This is a genomic window from Mesorhizobium sp. M8A.F.Ca.ET.057.01.1.1 (assembly GCF_003952565.1).
Lineage (GTDB): Bacteria > Pseudomonadota > Alphaproteobacteria > Rhizobiales > Rhizobiaceae > Mesorhizobium.
Window position 1 is genome coordinate 6,227,264 of record NZ_CP034454.1, and the last position, 21,527, is coordinate 6,248,790.

At 64.3% G+C, this 21,527-nt stretch carries 18 protein-coding genes; 9 read left to right on the forward strand and 9 right to left on the reverse strand.

Going from position 1 to position 21,527, the window contains the following annotated elements; all coding sequences use genetic code 11:
* Positions 1 to 15 precede the first annotated feature (15 nt).
* From EJ077_RS29570 to EJ077_RS29590, 5 genes are all read left to right on the forward strand, one after another.
* On the forward strand, positions 16 to 783 hold the full coding sequence (locus tag EJ077_RS29570) for an SDR family NAD(P)-dependent oxidoreductase (protein WP_136091102.1): 768 nt from the start codon (positions 16 to 18) through the stop codon (positions 781 to 783).
* Positions 780 to 1,733, forward strand: coding sequence for a 2-dehydro-3-deoxygalactonokinase (locus EJ077_RS29575; protein ID WP_208698372.1), 954 nt, complete (start codon positions 780 to 782; stop codon positions 1,731 to 1,733). Before EJ077_RS29570 ends, EJ077_RS29575 begins: the two co-directional genes overlap by 4 nt.
* Positions 1,730 to 2,368 (forward strand): 2-dehydro-3-deoxy-6-phosphogalactonate aldolase, encoded by a 639-nt coding sequence (locus EJ077_RS29580; RefSeq protein ID WP_208698374.1) that lies wholly within the window; start codon positions 1,730 to 1,732, stop codon positions 2,366 to 2,368. Before EJ077_RS29575 ends, EJ077_RS29580 begins: the two co-directional genes overlap by 4 nt.
* A complete protein-coding gene (locus EJ077_RS29585; RefSeq protein ID WP_208698376.1) occupies positions 2,368 to 3,243 on the forward strand; it encodes an SMP-30/gluconolactonase/LRE family protein in 876 nt (291 codons plus the stop codon). The genes EJ077_RS29580 and EJ077_RS29585 overlap by 1 nt, the downstream gene beginning before the upstream one ends.
* Positions 3,244 to 3,371: 128 nt before the next feature.
* On the forward strand, positions 3,372 to 4,430 hold the full coding sequence (locus tag EJ077_RS29590; RefSeq protein WP_208698378.1) for a D-alanine:D-lactate ligase-like protein: 1,059 nt from the start codon (positions 3,372 to 3,374) through the stop codon (positions 4,428 to 4,430).
* A gap of 256 nt (positions 4,431 to 4,686) precedes the next feature.
* Here the strand turns inward: EJ077_RS29590 and EJ077_RS29595 are convergent, their stop codons facing one another.
* The 9 genes from EJ077_RS29595 to EJ077_RS29635 all read right to left on the reverse strand — a co-directional run bounded on the left by EJ077_RS29595 (position 4,687) and on the right by EJ077_RS29635 (position 13,226).
* A complete protein-coding gene (locus EJ077_RS29595; RefSeq protein ID WP_208698380.1) occupies positions 4,687 to 4,974 on the reverse strand; it encodes a DUF1330 domain-containing protein in 288 nt (95 codons plus the stop codon).
* 27 nt (positions 4,975 to 5,001) lie between these two features.
* Positions 5,002 to 5,715: an orotidine-5'-phosphate decarboxylase gene (gene pyrF / locus EJ077_RS29600; protein ID WP_208703164.1), complete on the reverse strand. Its 714-nt coding sequence runs from the start codon at positions 5,713 to 5,715 to the stop codon at positions 5,002 to 5,004.
* Positions 5,716 to 5,726: 11 nt separating this feature from the next.
* A complete protein-coding gene (locus EJ077_RS29605; protein WP_208698382.1) occupies positions 5,727 to 6,323 on the reverse strand; it encodes an NADPH-dependent FMN reductase in 597 nt (198 codons plus the stop codon).
* A gap of 261 nt (positions 6,324 to 6,584) precedes the next feature.
* Entirely contained in the window at positions 6,585 to 7,190 is a 606-nt protein-coding gene (pmtA, locus tag EJ077_RS29610) for a phospholipid N-methyltransferase PmtA (protein ID WP_127277748.1), read from the reverse strand.
* Between the two features lie 105 nt (positions 7,191 to 7,295).
* Entirely contained in the window at positions 7,296 to 8,426 is a 1,131-nt protein-coding gene (gene dnaJ / locus EJ077_RS29615) for a molecular chaperone DnaJ (protein ID WP_208698384.1), read from the reverse strand.
* 196 nt (positions 8,427 to 8,622) lie between these two features.
* Positions 8,623 to 10,539 (reverse strand): molecular chaperone DnaK, encoded by a 1,917-nt coding sequence (gene dnaK / locus EJ077_RS29620; protein WP_208698386.1) that lies wholly within the window; start codon positions 10,537 to 10,539, stop codon positions 8,623 to 8,625.
* A 229-nt stretch (positions 10,540 to 10,768) separates the two neighbouring features.
* Positions 10,769 to 11,125 carry a hypothetical protein gene (locus tag EJ077_RS29625; RefSeq protein WP_208698388.1) on the reverse strand — a complete coding sequence of 119 codons (357 nt, stop codon included), beginning with the start codon at positions 11,123 to 11,125 and terminating at the stop codon, positions 10,769 to 10,771.
* Positions 11,125 to 11,628 carry a hypothetical protein gene (locus EJ077_RS29630; protein ID WP_208698389.1) on the reverse strand — a complete coding sequence of 168 codons (504 nt, stop codon included), beginning with the start codon at positions 11,626 to 11,628 and terminating at the stop codon, positions 11,125 to 11,127. The genes EJ077_RS29625 and EJ077_RS29630 overlap by 1 nt, the downstream gene beginning before the upstream one ends.
* Before the next feature lie 11 nt (positions 11,629 to 11,639).
* Positions 11,640 to 13,226: an ABC transporter substrate-binding protein gene (locus EJ077_RS29635; protein WP_208698390.1), complete on the reverse strand. Its 1,587-nt coding sequence runs from the start codon at positions 13,224 to 13,226 to the stop codon at positions 11,640 to 11,642.
* 397 nt (positions 13,227 to 13,623) lie between these two features.
* Here EJ077_RS29635 and EJ077_RS29640 point away from each other — a divergent pair, with 397 nt between their 5' ends.
* The 4 genes from EJ077_RS29640 (at position 13,624) to EJ077_RS29655 (ending at position 21,502) form a co-directional block, all read left to right on the forward strand.
* Entirely contained in the window at positions 13,624 to 15,588 is a 1,965-nt protein-coding gene (locus tag EJ077_RS29640) for a hypothetical protein (RefSeq protein ID WP_245458577.1), read from the forward strand.
* 10 nt (positions 15,589 to 15,598) lie between these two features.
* Positions 15,599 to 19,459 (forward strand): DUF11 domain-containing protein, encoded by a 3,861-nt coding sequence (locus EJ077_RS29645; RefSeq protein WP_208698392.1) that lies wholly within the window; start codon positions 15,599 to 15,601, stop codon positions 19,457 to 19,459.
* 220 nt (positions 19,460 to 19,679) lie between these two features.
* Positions 19,680 to 20,357, forward strand: a complete 678-nt coding sequence (gene rpe / locus EJ077_RS29650) for a ribulose-phosphate 3-epimerase (protein ID WP_208698393.1) — start codon at positions 19,680 to 19,682, stop codon at positions 20,355 to 20,357.
* 398 nt (positions 20,358 to 20,755) lie between these two features.
* Positions 20,756 to 21,502, forward strand: coding sequence for a GntR family transcriptional regulator (locus tag EJ077_RS29655; protein ID WP_208698394.1), 747 nt, complete (start codon positions 20,756 to 20,758; stop codon positions 21,500 to 21,502).
* Positions 21,503 to 21,527 lie beyond the last annotated feature (25 nt).

A 21,527-nucleotide genomic window follows, 5' to 3' on the forward strand; every position in this document is an offset into this window, starting at 1 on the left:
CGGGAGACGAAAAACATGATGCCATCGGCGCGGTTTGCCGACCTCGAAGGCGCTTCGGTGCTGATCACCGGCGGCGGCTCCGGCATCGGCGCGGCGTTGACCGAAGGGTTCATGCGCCAGGGCGCCAAGGTCGCCTTCATCGACATCGCCGATGCGCCGAGCATCACGCTCGCCGACCGCATCGAGAAGGAGCTCGGCCGGCGTCCGCTCTACCTCAAGACCGATCTGCGCGACGTCGAGGCCTTGCGTGCTGCAGCCGCCCGGGCCGCCGACGCGCATGGCGACGTCACCGTGCTGGTCAACAACGCCGCCTGGGACGAGCGCCATGAAGTCGAGGACGTCACGGTCGAATTCTGGGACAACAATCTCTCCATCAATCTCCGGCCGCATTTCTTCACCGCGCAGGCGGTGGCATCCGGCATGAAGCGGGCCGGCGGCGGCTCGATCATCAATTTCACCTCGACCTCCTACCTGATCAACCATCCCGACATGCCGGCCTATACCGCCGCCAAGGCGGGCATACTCGGCCTCACCAAGGGGTTGGCAGGCAAGCTCGGGCCCGACCGCATCCGCGTCAATGCCGTCGCGCCCGGCTGGGTGATCACCGAACGGCAGCAGGAGCGCTGGGTGACCGAACAGGCGCTCGCCGCCCATGTCGCCAAGCAGTGCATCAGGGACGTCATGCGGCCGGACGACATGGTCGGCACGGTGCTGTTCCTGGCCTCGGACGCTTCGCGCATGCTGACCGCGCAGATGCTGATCGTCGATGGAGGCTTCCTGTGAGTCCAGCCAGCAACGTTCCGGCGGTTGCCGCACTCGATTGGGGCACGACCCGGCTCCGCGCTTGGCTGATCGACGGCGCCGGCAAGGTGCTTGCCGAGCGTCGCGGCGACGACGGCCTGATCACCGCGCGCGAAAAGGGCTTCGCCAACGTTCTGGAGGGCCATCTGGCGGCGATGGGTGCGCCGGAGGAATTGCCCGTCATCATCTGCGGCATGGCCGGTTCCCGCCAGGGCTGGCTCGAGGCGCCCTATGTCAGCGTGCCGTCGCCGCTCGGCGCCATTCTCGGGGGCGCCGCCCGTGTGCCTGATCAGAAACGTGACATCCGTATCGTTCCCGGCCTTGCCCAGCGCCTGACCGACGCGCCCGACGTCATGCGCGGCGAGGAAACGCAGTTGGCCGGCGCCGGCCTGCCGGCCAGGGGCCGCCATCTCGTCTGCATGCCCGGCACCCATTCGAAATGGGTGCTGGTCGAGGACGGCGCCGTCGCCGGCTTTGGCACCTGGCCGACGGGCGAGCTGTTTTCCGTGCTTGCCGCGCACTCGATCCTGCGCCATTCGCTGGGCGAGCATCCCACCCCGGTTGCTGGCGACAATCCGTTCTTCCGCCGCTGGTGCGAAATCGCGCTGGGCGAGGGTGGCGACGTCACCTCGCGGCTGTTTGCCATCCGCGCCGCCGGCCTACTCCAGGATTTGAAGGCCAATGATGCGGCCGCCTGCCTGTCCGGCCTGCTGATCGGCGGCGAGATCGCCTCCGCCCGCCGCCGGCACGGCGCCGGCGCGACATCGGTCGTGCTGGTTGCCTCGGGCGCGCTGGCCGTGCTCTACCAAGCGGCGCTCGGCCTTGCCGGGCTTGGCCTGCGCACCGTCGACGCCGACGAAGCAGTACGCGCCGGGCTGATCGAAGCCGCGCGCGAGAACGGCATGATCGCCAGAACCGGAGCAGCCATATGAGCCAGACCGCACCCTTTCCCAAGCTCAAGCGCGGCCTGGTCGCCATCCTGCGCGGCCTGAAGCCCACTGAGGCGATCGCCATGGGCCAGGCGCTGTTCGACGCCGGCATCGAGGCGATCGAGGTGCCGCTCAACTCGCCCGAGCCGTTCTCGTCGATCGCCAGGATTGTCGAAGTGCTGCCGAAAACGGCCCTCGTCGGCGCCGGCACGGTGCTGACGGCCTCAGATGTCGACGGCCTGCACCAGGCCGGTGGTCGATTGCTGGTCAGCCCCAACATCGATGCCGAGGTGATGGGCCGCGCCAAGACATATGGCATGGTCACCATGCCTGGCGTGTTCACCCCTACGGAAGCTTTCCAGGCGATCCGGCTGGGTGCATCGGCGCTGAAATTCTTTCCCGCCAGCGTGCTCGGCGCATCGGGCATTTCCGCGATCCGGGCCGTACTGCCGGCGCAGACGCTGGTCGGCGCGGTCGGCGGCGTTTCGGACAAGGACTTTGCCGGCTACAAGGCAGTTGGCGTGACGGTGTTCGGGCTTGGCTCCAGCCTGTTCAAGCCAGGCATGAGCGTCGACGACGTGGCGGCGCGCGCGCATGCCGCCGTCGCTGCCTGGGACGCAGCATTCGGAGACGCATGATGAGCGAGGTTTCGGTTTTCTCCGACCATGTCTGCGAGCTCGGCGAAGGGCCAAGCTACGATCCCGCCACCGATGCGTTGTTCTGGTTCGATATCGTCAACGGCCGGCTCCTGGAAAAATCCGTGGCCGGCGGTGCGCTGAAGATCCACGAGCTTGGCCAGATGGCGAGCGCCATCGCCATCATCGATGACAAGCGTCAGCTGATCGCCACCGAGACCGGCCTCTTCGTTCGCGACGTCGCGACCGGCCGGATGACGCTGCATACGCCTGTCGAGGCGGACAGTCCCCTTACCCGCTCCAACGATTCCCGTGTCCATCCCTGCGGCGCCTTGTGGATGGGGACGATGGGCAAGAGCGAGGCAAAGGGAGCCGGCTCGATCTACTGGTTTTTCAAGGGCGAACTGCGCAAGCTGTTCTCGGGCATCACCGTGTCGAACTCGATCTGTTTCTCCGGGGATGGCGCGCTCGCCTATTACACCGACACCTCGACCGGCCTGCTGATGCGCGTCGCCTGTGATCCGGCAACCGGCCTGCCGTCTGGAGAACCAAATGTGTTCGTCGACCACCGCTCGTCCAAGGGCTATGTCGATGGGTCGGTCGTCGACCACGATGGCGTGCTGTGGAACGCCGTCTGGGGCGGCAAGGCGGTCAAGGCCTATTCGCCGGACGGAACATTGCTGCGCGAAATTGCCATGCCGGTGACGCAGCCTTCCTGCCCGGCTTTCGTCGGCGCGAAGGCGGATCGGCTGGCGGTGACGTCGGCCTGGAAAGGCAAGGACGAGAAGCAGCGCCAGCTCGACCCGCAGGCCGGCATGACGTTCGTCCTCGACATCAAGGTCAACGGCCGCTTCGAGCCACGCGTGCTGATCGCCTGAACCCAGGTGGCCGATAAACGGCCTCGCCGGCGTTGTCACGCAACCGTCCGGGACGGTCGGTTTCGCGAAAGCCCACGGCGTGCGCCGTGCGATGCTGAGCGTTCACATAGCCGGGATTCAATCATCGCATGTCCAGCCGCAAGCCAGAACTGATCCTCGTCCATGAGCCGGAGAAGGCTTGCTTCGACCGTCTGGTCGCCGACGGCCATGCGCCGCAGCGTGCCGCCGAGATTTCGTCCTACCTGGCGCAGTCGACCGACCTCGCGCCCGAATTCGACGCGCTCGCCGCCGCCTGTGACAGGCGTGGCCTCGCCTTCGCCGCGGTGGAGCTGGACGATGCCGAAAGCGCGCTCACCGAAACCGATCCGACCACGACGCTGGTCTGGACGCTGACCGACGGCATCGCCTATTTCCGTGGCGGCGCCGCACCCGCGCTGGCAAGGCTCAACGGCCTGAGGACGATCGGCGCGGACGATTCGCTGTTCGCGCTCTGCCAGGACAAGTTCCGCTCCGGCGCCGTGCTTGGCGCGCTCGGCCTGCCGGCGCCACAGGCGGGACTTGCGCGGAATGGAAACTGGCTGGTCGAGCCGCCGGCCTCCGCCGCCGGCTGGTTCGTCAAGCCCAACAGGCTCGGCGCCAAGATCGGCATCTGGCCGGATTCGCGCGTAACCGATCTCGGCCACGCGCTGGAGCTCAGCCGGCGTGTTTTCGCGGCCTATCGCGACGATGTCCTCGTCCAGCCTTATGTCGCCGGCCGCAATGTGCGCGCCAGCTTCCTCGGGCTGACGCCGGAAACCGGTGTCGAGGCGCTTGGCGTCGCCTTTGTCGAGTCAGGCGCGGACTTCCAGACCATGGCGGACAGCCTGGCGCTTTATGGCGACACCGGCGAGGCGGCGAAGGCTGCCGGGCACTATGCCGAACCCGAACTCGCTCCGGTCGCGGACAGCCAGCCGGTGGCCGATGCGAGGATCAGGGTGATCGCCGAACGGCTGATCAGCGGGCTCGGCCTGCGCGACGTGTTTTCCATCGACCTGCGCGTCGAGGCCGATGACACGGTTCATCTCATCGAGTTCGAGGTCTGCCCTGGCCTGCCGTGCTTCGATTTCCGCGCCTACTGCCGCCAGCAATGGGCGCTGAGCTTGGCCGACGCTATGGCGGAAACCGCCTCAAGCCGGTTGCGCTCATGACGTCAGGGATGGCGGTGCGACACCCCTCGCAATCGGCATCCCACGGCTAAGCAAGGAGCGACGCGGCGCGAACATGCCGTGACTTCGACACGTTGCGACGGTGCGGAATTCCGCTCCGCTGCCCCCGGACCTAGAGCAATTCCAGGAAAAGTGTTTAGCGGTTTTCCCGGGAGAAGCGCGTAGCGCTTCCCCTTGGGAATTGCGTAAAAACAAGAAGTTAGAGCGGGTCACAGATTCTATTAAACTCTGAACCGCTCTAAACGCCTTCGACCAGCACGATCTCGCCGTCGGCGACCTTCTGGCGGATGGCGACCGCGCGTTGATACTCCGGCGAGTGATAGCAGTCATGCGCGGCGGCGAGCGATGGAAATTCGATGATGACATTGCGCGCGCGGCCCTGACCCTCGGCTTTCTCGTGTTCACCGCCGCGGGCGAGAAATGTCGCGCCGAAGCGCTCGAAGGCCGGCTTGGCGGCCGCGACATAGTCCTTGTAGCCTTCGGCGTCGCGCACATCGACACGTGCGATCCAGTATCCCTTGGGCATTCTCTTTTCTCCTATCGTGCGGGCTCGTCAGGCCGAGCGCATTTCTTCCAGAATGGCTTCAGCCGCCGCGCGCCTGTCGCTTGCCGCGACGATCGGCCGTCCGACGACCAGATGGCTGGCGCCGTTGCGGACCGCCTGTCCCGGCGTCACCACGCGCTTCTGGTCGCCATGGTCGCTGCCGGCCGGCCGGATGCCGGGCGTCACCACCGCCATGTCGGGGCCGACAATGCGGCGCACCGCTTCGGCTTCCGCCGCCGAGCAGACGATGCCGCCCATGCCGGCATGCAGCGCTTGTTCCGAGCGCCTCAGCACCAGCGTGTGCGGGTCATATTCATAGCCGACATCGATCATGTCCTGCTCATCCATCGAGGTCAGCACGCTGACGGCGAGCAGGCAAAGCTCGCTGCCGCGCGCTGCCTCCACCGCCGCCTGCATCGCCTTGGGATAGGCATGGATGGTCAGCATGGTCATGCCCATCTTGACGATGTTCTCGACGCCCTTGGCCACCGTGTGGTCGATGTCGAGCAGCTTCATGTCGAGGAAGATTTTCGTCCCGCCGCTGGCCAGCTCCCTGGCAAAGTCGAGCCCGCCGGCAAAGGCCAGCTGATAGCCGATCTTGTAGAAGGAGACGACGCCATCGAGCTCGCGCACCGCCTGCTCGGCCTCCTTCACGGTCGGCACGTCGAGGCCGACGATCAGTCGCTCTTGCATGGATTGGACCTGCATGGAATGAGCCTGCATGGTTGCGGCGGTCACACCTCGACCCTGGTCGACAGCATGCGCGAGGTCTCGATCAGCGTGCGGCATAGATGCTCCATCGATTTGTGCAGTCTTTCGTCACGGAAATGGCCGTCCCCGTCGAAGGCGTCGCCACCCTCTGGCACCGAGCATTCGGGCGTCACCACCTCCATCTGGCAGCGCACCAGCACGGCGCGCAGATGGTTGATGCAGCGTATGCCGGCGAAGTGTCCGTTGGAGGACGAGCAGAGGCCCGCGACCTTGCCGGCAAGCGGCCTGACCGATCGGCCGCCATCCCGTCGCACCCGGCTCACCCAGTCGATCGTGTTCTTGAGCAGCGGCGGGATGGAGCCGTTATATTCGGGCGTCGCGATTAGCAGCCCGTCATGAGCGCCGATCAGCCGCGCGAGCTTCTGGGCGTTTTCGGGGACGCCCCGTTCCTTTTCCAGGTCTTCGTCGAGGATCGGCAAGGGATAGTCGGCGAGCGAAATGCGGGTGACCTCGGCGCCTTGCACCGCAAGTTCCTTCTGCGCCACGTCGGCGGTCCTGCCGCTATAGGCGCCGCTGCGCACCGAGCCGGCGAAGACGAGGATTTTCGGGATCACTGCCATTGGCCAACCTTGTTCTGGGACACGTACAGCCAAGGTTCGATCAAATCAACGCATCGCCACAAAATCGAAAGGCGTTTTTTGGAAGGCACGCTCCAGGCTGTGCTGAGATTCAGGTCAGGCCGAGCCGAAAATGGTTGATCCCGAGAACCGGAGCGGAGCGTACTTTTCGTACGTGAGCACAGTTCTACTGCGACGCAGTAGAACGGGGAAGCGCAGGGATCAGCCGTTTGCAGGCCGGCCTCACCTGAATATCAACACAGCCTAATGCGCCTCGCGCCGGTAGATCCACAGCTGCGTCGGCGGGATGTTGCGGAAGATGAAGTCGAAATGCTTGACCGTGTAGTCGCCGCGTCCAGCGGGGATCGGCGACATCGGACCATAGGTCAGCTGCACGATCGGCCGTCCGGCCGGGATGCGGTCGAGCAGGCTTTCGATATAGGCGATGCGCTGGGCGACCGGGAAGTTGAGCAGCGGCACCCCGGAAACGACGCTATCGAAGATCATCCCGCGCCTCTCGCCAAGCGTGGCGTTGAGGTTGAAGGCATCGCCCTCGATGACGTTGACGCCGGGATAGAGCTGGCGCAGATGGCGCACGAAATCGGTGGAATATTCGACAGCGTAGAGATTTTCGGGCCGCACGCCCTGGGCGAGGATGGCGCGGGTGATGACCCCGGTGCCGGGACCGACCTCGAGCACCGGCAGGCCGGACTTCGGGTTGACGATCGAGGCCATCTTGCGCGCGGTGATCGAGCTGGTCGGAACGATGGAGCCGACCGTCTTCGGCTTGTCGATCCAGCCCTTGAAGAATTTGAGTTCGTCGTCGAACTTCTCGGCAAACGCCTTCCGCAGTCCGTGACCACGTGCCATGCAAGCTCTCCTCAGCGCGCCCCTTGGAAGCTACTTAACACCTGGGTGACGCAAGGCAAGGCGCGGCCATGCCTATGTCGTGGATAAGATAGCTTTGGTCGCGTCTCAACGTTCGCCGAAAGACTCGAAAAAGTCCTTCATGCGAGCGAAAAAGCCGCTCGATTGGGGCGAATTGTCCTGCGAGGACAGTTGTTCGAACTCCTCCAGCAGCTCGCGCTGGCGGCGGGACAGGTTCTGCGGCGTCTCGACCGCGGTCTGGATGTAGAGGTCGCCGACATTGGGCTGGCGCAGCACCGGCATGCCCTTGCCCTTGAGACGGAACTGACGTCCGTTCTGCGTGCCTTCGGTCACCTTCACCTTGGTCTGTGTGCCGTCGAGCGTCGTCACCTCGAAGGAGCCGCCAAGGGCCGCCGTCGTCATCGAGATCGGCACCTTGCAATAGAGATCGGCGCCGTCGCGCTGGAAGAATTCGTGCGGCTTGACCGCCAGGAAAATATAGAGGTCGCCCGACGGCCCGCCGCGCAGGCCGGCCTCCCCTTCATTGGCAAGCCGGATGCGGGTGCCGTCCTCGATGCCGGCCGGAATGTTGACCGACAGCGAGCGCTCCTCGGTGATGCGGCCCTGGCCGGCGCATTTCGGGCACGGGTCCTTGATCGTCTGGCCGCGGCCCTGGCATTGCGGGCAGGTGCGCTCGATCGAGAAGAAGCCTTGCGTGGCGCGCACCTTGCCGTGGCCGTTGCACATCGAGCAGGTGACCGGCTGGGTGCCGGGCTTGGCGCCGCTGCCCGAGCATTCCGTGCAGGATATCGAAGCCGGCACGCGGATCTGCGCGGTCTTGCCCGCGAAGGCTTCCTCCAGCGAGATTTCCATGTTGTAGCGCAGGTCGGCGCCGCGCTCGCGGCCACCGGAAGAGCGGCGCTGGCGGCCGCCCATCATGTCGCCGAAAATATCCTCGAAGATGTCGGCAAAGCCGCCGGCGCCAAAGCCTTGCGCACCGCCATTCATGCCGCCCTGCTCGAAGGCGGCGTGGCCGAAACGATCATAGGCCGCACGCTTCTGCGGGTCCTTCAGCGTCTCATAGGCTTCGTTGATTTCCTTGAACTTGTGCTCGCAGGAATGATCGCCGGGGTTGCGGTCGGGATGGAACTGCATGGCGAGCTTGCGGAAAGCGCTCTTGAGCTCCTTCTCGTCGGCGCCCTTTTGCACACCCAGCGTTTCGTAGAAATCAGCTTTCATTTTTTCCCGCAGTCCGGATCAACGTCTTGATGCATTGTTGCGTCGTTTGCCGGCGTTGTCTCGATTTAGGATCGGTGCCGCCCGGATGCCAGTGCTGGTGGGCGCCTGTCCGGGTTTTTCTGTTATTTTTTCCGCGAGGGTTGCAAAAAAGCCCGGCCTGCGCCGGGCTTTTCGCATTATCTTGCCGTCAGGCCGTTCAGGCCGACTTCTTCTTGTCGTCGTCCTCGTCGATTTCCTCGAAATCGGCATCGACCACGTCGGAGTCCTTGGCGGCATCCGCCTTGGCGTCGGCTTCCGCCGTTTCCTTCTGCGAGGCCTCGTACATGGCCTGGCCAAGCTTCATGGAAGCCTCGGCAAGCGTCTGGCTCTTGGCCTCGATGTCGGCCGGGTCATCGCCTTCCGCTGCGGTCTTGAGCGCCGCGATGGCGTCAGAAATCGCCGTGCGCTCGGCTTCGGAGACCTTGTCGCCATATTCCTTCAGCGACTTCTCCGAGGAGTGCACCAGCGCTTCGGCCTGATTGCGGGCCTCGACAACGGCGCGACGCTTCTTGTCGGTGTCGGCATTGGCCTCGGCGTCCTTGACCATCTTCTCGATGTCGGCATCCGAAAGACCACCCGAGGCCTGGATGCGGATCTGGTGCTCCTTGCCGGTGCCCTTGTCCTTGGCCGAAACGTTGACGATGCCGTTGGCGTCGATGTCGAACGTGACTTCGATCTGCGGCACGCCGCGCGGCGCCGGCGGAATGCCGACCAGGTCGAACTGGCCGAGCGCCTTGTTGTCGGCGGCCATTTCACGCTCGCCCTGGAAGACGCGGATGGTCACGGCCGACTGCGAATCCTCGGCGGTCGAGAACACCTGGCTCTTCTTGGTGGGGATCGTCGTGTTACGTTCGATCAGCCGGGTGAACACGCCGCCCAGCGTCTCGATGCCGAGCGACAGCGGCGTCACGTCGAGCAAAAGCACGTCCTTGACGTCGCCCTGCAGCACGCCGGCCTGGATGGCGGCGCCGAGTGCGACGACCTCATCCGGGTTGACGCCCTTGTGCGGCTCCTTGCCGAAGAACTGCTTCACGATCTCCTGGATCTTGGGCATGCGGGTCATGCCGCCGACCAGGACCACTTCGTCGATCTCGCCAGCCTTCAGGCCGGCATCCTTCAGCGCCGCCTTGCACGGCTCGATGGTGCGCTGGACGAGGTCCTCGACCAGGCTTTCGAACTTGGCGCGGGTCAGCTTCAGCGTCAGGTGCTTCGGGCCGGTCGCGTCGGCGGTGATGAAGGGCAGGTTGATCTCGGTCTGCGTCGTCGAAGACAGCTCGATCTTGGCCTTCTCGGCCGCTTCCTTGAGGCGCTGCAGGGCGAGCTTGTCGGCCTTCAGGTCGATGCCCTGTTCCTTCTTGAACTCGGCCGCCAGATACTCGACCAGACGCATGTCGAAATCCTCGCCGCCGAGGAAGGTGTCGCCATTGGTCGACTTCACCTCGAACACGCCGTCGCCGATCTCGAGCACCGAAATGTCGAACGTGCCGCCGCCAAGGTCATAGACGGCGATGGTCTTGCCTTCCTTCTTGTCGAGGCCGTAGGCGAGTGCCGCGGCCGTCGGCTCATTGATGATGCGCAGCACTTCCAGGCCGGCGATCTTGCCGGCGTCCTTGGTGGCCTGGCGCTGGGCGTCGTTGAAATAGGCCGGAACGGTGATGACCGCCTTCTCGACCTTCTCGCCGAGATAGGCTTCCGCCGTTTCCTTCATCTTCTGCAGGATCATGGCCGAGATCTGGCTGGGCGACTGCTTCTTGCCGCCGGCCTCGACCCAGGCATCGCCATTGTCGCCCTTGACGATCTTGTAGGGGACAAGCTTCTTGTCCTTTTCCGTCACCGGATCGTCATAGCGGCGGCCGATCAGGCGCTTGACCGCGAAGATGGTGTTTTCAGGATTGGTGACCGCCTGGCGCTTGGCCGGCTGGCCGACGAGACGTTCGCCGTCGCCCGAGATGGCGACGATGGAAGGCGTCGTGCGCGCGCCTTCCGCATTCTCGATCACCTTCGGCTCCTTGCCATCCATGATGGCGATGCACGAGTTGGTGGTGCCGAGATCGATACCGATTACTTTTGCCATTTTTCTAGTCTCTCCGCTAAGCAGACTCTCAGGACCCGGTAAAGGCGTTCCGACGAAAGCCCCTGTTCACAAGAAATCCCGTCCGGCCACCGGTTGTCCGGCGCCGTAGGGCTTGGCGCGTATATAAGAACAGGCGGGATCGCGCGCAAGCATTCTGCGCAAGGCTTCCACCATCCTTGCGGGCGGGCGGGCGAACGGCCCGATTCCGCGCGCCGGAGATCCATATCCGTCAGCCGCGCACGAATCCTGTCAGCGCTTCGACCATCCGGTCGTCGAATTCCTGACGGAAGCGGTTCTTCTTCAGCCATTCCGGGTTGGAGCCGGGGGTCTTGTTGGCGTCGACGACGATGCCCTTGCCGTCGACGATGAAATAGTCGATCGCGCCGAAATCGAGATGGAGCTGGTTTCTCACCTCAATCACTTCCGGCGGCACGGGGTCGCCAATTTCGTTCCTGACGATCTTTGATCCGGCGCACAGTATGTCATTGTAGGTCTGCCGCATGTTGACCTCGGCATCCAGCAGGAACATGTAGCGGTGCTTGACGATCGGCAGATCGAGACTGTCGAAGGCGAATTTCTCGACCATCAGCCGCTCGTCCCGCCAAACCTGCGCTGGAACCTGTCCGATCGTCTCATAAACCCGATAGGGGGACACATACGCTGCTTGTAGCCGGGTTCGATGATTTTTCGGACAAGGTGCGCGCCCCGTGTCCAGGCATTGCGCTGCTTTTGCCAGTGCAGCTCCGGCCGGCCCTGGCTGTTGAGGACGGTCTTGACGATCACCGGACCGGGGTGTGCATCCCCTTCCTCCACCCTGAGTGACGAATAGAGATACCGGTGGATCGACAGCGCGCGGCCATTGATGGCGCGCTCGTAGAGACCGGCAACGTCGCGATAGGGGTCCGGCAGCGTCGTCAGGTCGACGTGAAGCAGGGCCGCCGGCGCCCGCGCCGTCCGCGGCGGCCGGTCGAGAACCCGCACCTTCAATCCCGCCTGTTCGAGACCGGGCAAGAGCGACTGGATCGCATATCCCTCTCCGGAACCGAAAATGCCCAGGCTCTCCACATAGACATCGAGGTCCGCGCCCATGGCTGAAAACGCTAGTCCCTGATGTCGACGGTCGAGAAATCGTGGTGGTCGAAGGGATCCATGACGTAACCCTGAACCCGCTCGCGCATCGGTATCGACACCACCGAGTGGGCGATCAGCACCCATGGCGTCTGTTCCCTGAAGATCCGCTGCGCCTGCGCATAGAGCTTGGCGCGGGCATTGGTGTCGACAATCCCCGCCGCCTGCTTGATCAGGTCGTCGAAGGCCGGAAAACACCAGTTGGCGCGATTGGTGGCGCCGACGCCGGCACAGCCGAGCGGCACCGAAAGGAAATTGTCGGGATCGCCGTTGTCGCCGGTGAAGCCGAACAGCATGGCGCCGTCGCGGTCGACCGGCTTCGAGCGGGCGAGATATTCGGCCCATTCGTAGGTGACGATGTCAACGGCGACGCCAATCCGCTTCAGATCGGCCTGGATCATTTCCGCCATGCGCTGGGCGTTCGGGTTGTAGGGCCGCTGGACCGGCATTGCCCAGATTTTCATGCTCAGGTCACGCACACCGGCGGCGGCCAGCGCTTGCCTTGCGGCTTCGGGATCGAAAACGCCGTCGCTTGCTTCCTTGTCGTAGGCCCAGGAGGTCGGCGGCAGCGGATTGCGCGCCAGCTTGCCGGTTCCCCGAAACACCACGTCGACAAGCGCCTTCTTGTCGATGGCCATGTCGATCGCCCTTCGTACCCTTGGGTCGTCGAACGGCTTCTGCTGTGTGTTGAAGGCGAGATAGCCGACGTTCAGCCCTTCCTGTTGCATCACCTTGATGTCGGGCATCGCCTTGATCGCCTCCAGGTCGGCCGGATTGGGATAGGGCATGACATCGCACTCGCCCGCACGCAGTTTCTCCAGCCGGACGCCGGCATCGGTGGTGATGGCGAAGACGAGATCGTCGATCTTCGCCCGGCCGCGCCAGTAATCCGGGTTTGCCTTGTAGCGGATGACCGCATCCTGCTGGTAGTCGGCAAGCTGGAACGGACCGGTCCCGACCGGTCTTGTCGCCAGATCGAGCGGCCGTTTTTCGGCGATCAGCCTGTCGGCATACTCCTTTGACACGACCGAGGCGAAATCCATCGCCAGATTGGCAAGCATCGGTGAGTGCGGCGCCTTGAGGGTCAGGACAACGGTGTAGTCGTCGATCTTGCGCCAGTTGTCGACGAGCCGCGGCATGCCCATGCCGTCGAAATAGGTGTATTGCCGGCCGGCGTAATTGTGGAACGGGTTCTCCGCGTTTGCCTGTCGGTCGAAGGTGAACAGGACATCATCCGCGTTGAAATCGCGGCTCGGCGAAAAGCCGTCGATCGAGTGGAACTTCACGCCGTGCCGCAGGTGGAATGTGTATCTGAGACCGTCATCGGAGATGGTCCAGTCTTCGGCAAGACCGGGACGCACCTTGGTCGAGCCCGGCTCGAACTCGACGATGCGGTTGTAAAGCGTGGTGGCGGATGCATCGCGGGTGCCCGACGCAAGTGCGGGGTCGAACGTGTCGGGGCTGGCTTCGGTGCAATAGACAAGTGTCTTGGACGCCCAAACCGGCGATGCCGCCAGGACAAGCGCCGTAAGCAGCAGAAAAACGCGCGTGCCCGCCATGGTTCCCTCTCCGTATTTCAGGTGACGCTAACAGAAGGCTGACGCGGACAGAAGACCTCGGCCGATACGAGGTGCCGCATGAACCTTTCCACGCCGGCCCGCGACTGATGTCCAGGTGCCGCATGGTGCGGCCCGGAAAGGAAGCCCCATGACCAGCAACCCAGAGACTCCGCGGTCTCCGGGACCAACAGGAGCTCGGCGCGAACACCGCCTTCGGGACGGGGTCGATGCGCTGGGCTTTCCGCTGATTCCGTTGACCCTGCGCAGGAGCAGGCGTATCGTCACTATGAGGAAAGCAGACAATTCGATCAGGGAAGAACGAGCCGGACCGCCGCGACTTGCCCTGATTTGTGCGGCAAGTCCGGACGTCTCTCCCCTGGACTACGGGGGTAGTGTCATGTCTCGCATCCGCGGCTCGTTCGTGCCTTCTCTAGAGTTAGACGGCCGCTTGCGCCGTGCATTGCAGGCCACTGGCTTGCTGGCTCTCGCGCTTGCCGCCAGCCTGTGGCTGGGTGGCGCGGCCCGGGCGCAGGAAACCCAGATCATTTATCCTGGCTCGATGGCGGTCACCGGCTTTCCCGGCACCATCATTCCCAATTTCGACGAGGGACTGCCGCCCGGCGTCGATCCGGTCGACGAGACCTTCATCGACACCTCGCGCGCCACCTTGCGCGTGTTCGACGTTTCGCACCTGGGCGGTCCGGCCTCCGGCCAGCTCGTCTTCACGCCGCCACCTTTCGAGATGACGGCAGGCCAGATCGGTGAGGTGTTCGGCCTCACCTATGATGACGGCGTGCGCGACGGTGTGCCGTCCGGCATTCCCAACCTTTATGCCGCCGCCACCTCGCTGCATGGCGTCGAGATCGTCACGCCGGACGCCGACAAGGACGGCAGGCCGGAGCGGCAGCGCCGCGGCACGGCCGGCGCCACCTTCATGGATGGCCAGTTCGGCACCGAAAACGGTGGCGGACCGGGCACCATCTGGAAGATCGACGGCATCACCGGCCAGGTCGCCAAATTCGCCGATATCGAAACCAACAGCGGGCCCGGCATTGGCAATCTCACCTTCGATCCCGTCCACCGCCAGTTCTTCGCCTCCGATCTCGACACCGGCCTGATCCATCGCATCGACGCCACCGGCCGACTGATCGACACTTTCGACCACGGCGTCGCCGGCCGTCCGGCGCACGGACTGGCCCCGGTCCCTGACGATGGCGCCGTAATGGACATACAGGGCGCGGCCTTCGACACCGAAGACGCCGACAGCTGGGGCTACACCCAGGATGAGCGCCGCGTCTGGGCCGTCTCCTATCATGGCGGCCGGCTCTATTATTCGGTTGGCGAAAAGTCGGAAATCTGGTCGGTGGGCATTGCCCGCGACGGCACCTTCGCCGGCGATCCGCGCTGGGAACTGACGGTCGAGGCCGACAAGGACTACGCCGTCACCGACATTGCCTTCGACAACAGCGGCTTCATGTATCTCGCCCAGCGCGGCCCGGTCGAAAACCGCTACGACTACAGCCGCTTCGCCGATTCCGGCAAGGGCGAGGTCATCCGCTACTTCAGAGAGAATCCCGACGATCCTTCGACGGAATCGGTCTGGGTCGAAGCGCCGCAGGAATATGCTGTCGGCTTCCCGCAAGGCAACAGGCAGTCGGCTGGCGGTCTCGACCTGCAATATGGCTACGATGCCGACGGCAATCTCGACACCTCGGTCTGCACCCAGACCTTGGTCAACACCGGCGACAAATTGCGCGACAACCCCGAGCTTGCCGAAAAGCTCGCGGCTGGCGGGCCGCTTGCCGTCCATGGCGTGCAGATCACGCCCAAGGACCTGGTCAAACCGGCTAACGTGCCGCCCTTCGGCTCCTGGTTCGTCGATTTCGACGGCTATTTCGAGGATCCCGAGGTGGAAGGCCATGTCGGCGACGTCGCCGTCTGGCATCCCTGTGAGGGCCGTGCCGGCTATTACGAGGAAATACCGGGCGGCTATGAGCCTCCCTTCTACCCGCCGGACTTCCCACCGCCCGGCAATCTGCCTCCATGTCTCGATGTCGAGGACGTGCAATTCTACTGCACACCGCGCGGCCTCGAGGCCGATCTCTATCTCCATGACCATGCCGGCTTCGGCGGCGATTCGATCAAGGTCCAGTCCAGGACGCCAGGCGTCGGGGTGACATCACCCATGTCGCATGCGCCAGGCAAGCCTTACACGATCGACATCACCGGCCATTATCCGGGCGACAGAGTGGATGTCGGGCTGTGCTTCTACAGGAAGTCCGACAAGGACAAGGGTGGCTACTACCCTTGCTGCAAGATGACCTTGCCGCTCCGCACCCCAGCCGTCAGCTGCGAACGTTGAGGAGGCAAAGATGACCATTCTTGCCCCATCCCCGCTCGCGACCAAAACGCAAAAAACCGTCATGGAGACGATCATGAAACCCCTGTCATATGCCAGGCGCGGTGCGCGCTGGCTGATGGCGGCCGGTATCGCGGTCGCCCTTGCGCCCGCGCTGCCGGCATCCGCCGCCCAGACCGTCCAGGCCATCACCAGCCCGGATGTGCAGCCGCTGCAACTCGACAATCCGCGCGTCATCAACCCGGAACCCGGACGTGTCGTGCCGTTCTTCACCAAGACCGGTGGCCAGCGCAGCTGCGACTATGTCTTCTACACCTTGACCTTCGGGCTGCGCGGCAATCCGCAAGGTTTTGCCAATCCGGGCCTCGAGGCGGCGCTGAAAAAAGCCAAGCTCGACTTCAAGGACCAGCTTCCGCACGGTCTTTCGATCGTCAACGTGACGGTCTCCGGCGACGGCACCGATGCATCGGGCGGGGCCTTGCCGAGCGCTGTCATCAGCAATTCGGCCGGCCCCAACGACACGGCAACGGTTTCCGATTTCCGGATTTCCGCCAGCGATCTCGATGGCTCGGGCGCACTGAACGAACGCGTCATCACTTTCCGCATTACCGCCAAGATCGACCACGCCGCGTTTCCGGCGCCGGTCAATGTCGATAACCAGGGCCTGATCAAGGTTACCTCCGGCATCGGCACGGGCACCCTCATCCCGTCGCAGGATCCGGGCAAGCCGGATGACGGCAACATCGCGACCGGCGAAAAGACCTCGATCCGGATCGACCTCACCAAATGCGACAGGCAACCTCCGCCTCCAACCGACCACGAATGCTTCAAGGTCGAGCGCGGCACGGTCGACTGCGTGCCCGGCGGCGGCGCCTTCATCTATCACATGCCTGTAGGCCCGGAGATGGGCGGCAAGTGGGTGCAGGTTTCGACAACCTCACCAGGCATCACCATCATCCCCGACACCCAGAAGGTGCCGGTGGGCGGCGGGGTGCTCAACTGGAAGATCGTCGGCGCTTCACCCGGTGACGTCATCCATCTCATCGTCACCGGCATCGAGACCTATGCCGGACCGAAGGAAGGCTGGGGCCTGTGCTGCACGCAAAACATCGACATCATCATCCCGCGTGACCAGAGGTGCCCGCCCAAGGACAAGGAACCGGACCTCAAGGTTGAAAAACATGCTGATGTCACACGCTGCACGATGGGTGGCGGCTGCGACTTCACCATCCGGGTCACCAATGTCGGCACCGCGCCCTATAACGGCAAGATCGTGCTCGACGAGGTGACGCTGCCGGCCGGCTCGACACTCGATTCAGGGCCCAATCCGCCCTGGGTCTGCGCGCCGGGTACCACCCCGATGACGTGCACCTATCCGGTGACCACGCTCAATCCGGGGGCCTTTGTCGACCTCAAGCTCGGCTTCAAGCCGGCCGGAGGCTGGCAAGCCAGCGTGCTGCGCAACTGCGCCACCTACAATTACGGCGCCAGCGGCAAGCCGCTGTTCGGGAGCCAGGCCAATGACCGTGGCTGTGCCTCGATCCCGATCTGCCGCCGCGGCGACCGCAACCCGGATTGCCAGCCGCCGGTCGAGAAGAAGGTCGACCTGATCCTCAAGAAGCGTGCCCGCACCGAAGTCTGCACCGCCGATGGCGTCTGCACCTTCATCATCGACATCATCAACAACGGCACATCGACCTATAACGGGCCGCTGACGGTGATCGACAACTACCCAAGCGGCGCGCCGACATCCTCCACCTTCGGGCCGAGCCCGCCCTGGACATGCGGCCCGAACGGCCCCGGCCAGTTCCGCTGCGACAATGCCGGCATCTCGCTGCCGGCGGGCGCCTCGACGCCGATCTTCGTGATGGCGGTCGTGCCGGTCGGCTACCGGTCCGACACGGTCGAGAACTGCGCCGAAGTGAAGGCCATCCCCGGTGAGGTCGACCTCACCAACAACAAGGCCTGCGCCAAGGAACGCATCCGCCATCCCAATGGCGGCCAGCCGACCTTGCGCATTACCAAGGTGTGCAGCGGCTCGCTCGCCGGGGCGGCCGCGGTTTCCTGCCGCATCACCGTCAGCAGCGTCGGCACCGCCGCGCCCACCGGTCCGGTGCGGGTCAACGATACCGCCACGCTGGTCTCGGGCGGAGCGCCCGTGCAGATCCAGACCGTCACCCCCGACGGCGCGGAATGGGCGTGCGGGCCGGTTCCGGCCAATGCGTTGTCGTGCCAGATACCAGGCGCCGTCATGACGCCCGGAACCTCCAGGTACTTCGACGTGACGGTCTCGGCCAATGGCGAGTTCGAGAACTGCGCGCGCGGCTCCTACGGGCCGGCGCAGGGCGACGACGTCGTCTATCCGATCGGCCAGGCCTGCGCCAAGGGCGGCGGTCCTTCGACGATCCGTGTCGAAAAGACCGGCGACCGCGAATGCCGCGTCGGCCAGCCCTGCTCGTTCGACATCACCATCACAAATGACGGGACGAGCCCCTTCTCGGGTCCGGTCCGCATCGGCGATGCGATCGGCGTGGAAGGGCTTGGCCGGCTGGAAGGTGTTGCGATCACCTCGATCGACCCGCCTTTCGGCTGCTCGCCGGAGCCGACGACCTTGCCGGCCTCCTGCATCGCCAACCTGACGCTCGGCGCCGGTGAAAGCCAGCCGCACCGTGTGACGGTGGTCATCCCCGACGATGGGCGTCTTGCCAACCTGCAGGGCAACGTCAATGGCCAGAACTGCGTTGGCGTGCTCTCTCCCGACACACGGGTGCAGGGCGGCGGCGATGTGCTGTCCAAGGATGCGACCAACGTCCAGGGCGATCGCGGCAAGGCCTATGTGTGCCATCCCTTCATCATCACGCATGAGGTGAAGAACGAGTGCTCGCCGGGCTTTGTCATGAACGACGCCGGCCGCTGTGTCTGCCCGGAAGGCACCACCTTCCGCAACGGCCAGTGCACGGGCGGCGGCACCAACGTTCTTCCGTTGCCACCGCCACCGCGCTGCGTGCTGCTCGAAGGCCAGATCCGGACCGAGGACGGACGCTGCGTCTGTCCGCGCGGCACGGAGCTGGAGAACGGAAGATGCGTCAGGACCGATAGGCCCGAGCAGTGCACCATCCGTGGCCAGGTCCATGACGCCGACGGCTACTGCGTCTGCCCGCGCGGCACCGAGGTGCGGGACGGCGCCTGCCGTCAGATCCGGCCAAAACCGCAGCAGTGCCGCATCCCTGGCCAGTTCCGCAATGCCGATGGCGACTGTGTCTGCCCGCAAGGCACCGAGGTGCGCAATGGCGCCTGCCGTCCGGTCCGGCCGATGCCCGAGCAGTGCACCATCCGTGGCCAGGTCCACAATGCGGACGGGGACTGCGTCTGCCCGCAAGGAACCGAGGTGCGCGACGGAGCCTGCCGACCGGTCCGGCCGAAGCCTGACCAGTGCACCATCCGTGGCCAGGTCCACGACGCCAACGGCAATTGCGTCTGCCCGAGGGGTACCGAGGTGCAAGGCAACGCATGTCGTCGACCAGGTCCAGTGCTCCAGCAGTGCGACATACGCGGCCAAGTTCACAACAAGCGCGGCGAATGCGTCTGTCCGCGTGGAACCGAGGTGATCGACGGCGCGTGCCGCAAGCCCAGGCAAGAGAGCGAATGCGCGCCGGGTTCGCAGATGGTCAACGGCCAGTGCCAGCCGATCTTCAGGCGACACTGTCCGGAGGGTACGATCGGGCGGTATCCGAACTGCCGGCCGATACGCGGGCAGCCGTCGCTGGAGATCGATCCGGGCCAGTTGCTGCAATTGCTGCCGCGACGCAGGCAGCAGATCGACCAGCAACCGGATCCGGTTCCAAACAGGGTCCTGAAACTCCAGCAGCAATAGCCATCTGCGCGACGCCAACCGAGAACCCGCCGGAGCAATCCGGCGGGTTTTCCTTGATGACCCGCGCAGGCGGTGATTGGCGGCCCAGGGCCAGCGCGCGCCGCGACGTTACCCCCGCCTGTGGAACCGCCGTACTTGCGCTCTCGACAAGTCGCCAGCAGCGCTTTAGGCAGTCGGTTCGGAGCGCCCGTATGAAAAGGGCACCCGGAAAGGCCGCGAGATGAGCAAAAAACCCTTGATCGCACCGTCGGTGCTGGCATCGGATTTCTCGAAGCTCGGTGACGAGGTCGAGGCGGTGGCGGCGGCCGGTGCCGACTGGATCCATCTCGACGTGATGGACGGGCATTTCGTGCCCAACATCACCTTCGGCCCGCCTGTCATCAAGGCGATCCGCAACCGCACCAAGGCCTTTTTCGACTGCCACCTGATGATCGCGCCCGCCGACCCATATCTCGCTGCCTTCGCCGAGGCCGGCTGCGACGGCATGACGGTGCATGCCGAGGCCGGGCCGCATCTCGACCGCTCGCTGCAAACCATCAGGAACCTCGGCAAGAAGGCCGGCGTCTCGCTCAATCCGGCAACGCCCGAAACGATGATCGAATATGTGCTCGACCGGCTCGATCTCATCCTGATCATGACCGTCAATCCGGGCTTCGGCGGCCAGGCCTTCATCCCGGAGATCGTCGACAAGGTGAGAAGGGTCAAGGCACTGATCGGCGACCGGCCGATCCGCATCGAGATCGACGGCGGTGTCTCGCCGGAAACAGCCCCGTTGGTCACATCGGCCGGCGCCGACGTGCTGGTGGCGGGTGCTGCCATCTTCAAGGGCGGCAGCGTCGAGGCTTACCGCGCCAATATCGAAGCGATCAGGACCGCGGCCGACAAGGCTGCCGGCTAACACAGCGCGGTCATTCCCGTACGAATTGCAAAAGACCGGCTAAGCGTCGCCGGAAGGGCATGGTCCGCCGAGCTTCCGCGTGTCCGAATCAGGCTGCGCGGCGATCTGATTCGGGCAAGCCGCCGTTGTTTTTGCGCGCGACAGAAAAGATGCTTGCACGAGCACACGAGAAACAGATGTTACTGCGTGCATACAAAACACGTTAAGTTTCCACTGGTTGTAGAGATATTCGAATTCCCGCGATCGGCGTGCGGATTGGGTATATTTCTTTGTTCTAAAGTACAATAGCGCGATCTTCTGCTTGAGCGGCGGGAGCGTGGCGCTGTATGGTACATGTACAGAGGGGAATTTTCGGACTCGAATTGCCCAGGACGACAGTTGGGGACAAGGAGTCGCTTTTGACATACGGAGCTGCCAATCTGAACGACGACGGCACGGGAGCCAAGAGTACGCTTGCCAGCACGGTCTATCATCAATTGCGTGATGATCTTCTCGCCGGCGCCCTGGAAACCGAAAGCAAGCTGCGCGTCGAGTGGGTCGTTTCCAAGTATGGCGCCGGCGCATCTCCGGTTCGTGAAGCCCTCAATCGCCTTGCCTCCGAAGGTCTCCTTGGCCGCCATGACCAGCGCGGCTTCTTCATCATGCCGGTCACTGCGGCCGAACTCGAGGAGCTGACGCGCACCCGTTGCTGGCTCGAGGAGCGGGCGCTGCGCGAATCCATTGCCCACCGCACCGCCGAATGGGAAGAACAATTGGTGCTGGCGCTGCATCGCCTGGGGCGCGCCTCACGTCTTTTGCCGCAAAGTAGCTCGTCGCTCAATCCGGACTGGGAGAAATTGCACCGCACCTTCCACCGGGTGCTGATCTCGGCCTGCCGGTCGCACTGGCTGGTGGGCTTCTGCGACCAGCTTTCCGATCACGCCTACCGCTATCGCCAGATGGCCAATGACGGCGAGAGCGTCCAGCGCGACGATTTCGCCGAACACCGGCTGATTGCCGAAAATGCGTTGGACGGAAATGCGGATGGCGCCGTCCAGGCCCTGATCGATCACTACCAGCTGACCGCCGCCATGTGCATGGAACGCTTCAAGCAAGGCGAGGCGCCAAAGGCCGCCGCCGGTCCGGGCCAGCGCGTCCAGCGTTGACGGCTGTCTGACAGTCGCGCTCCGC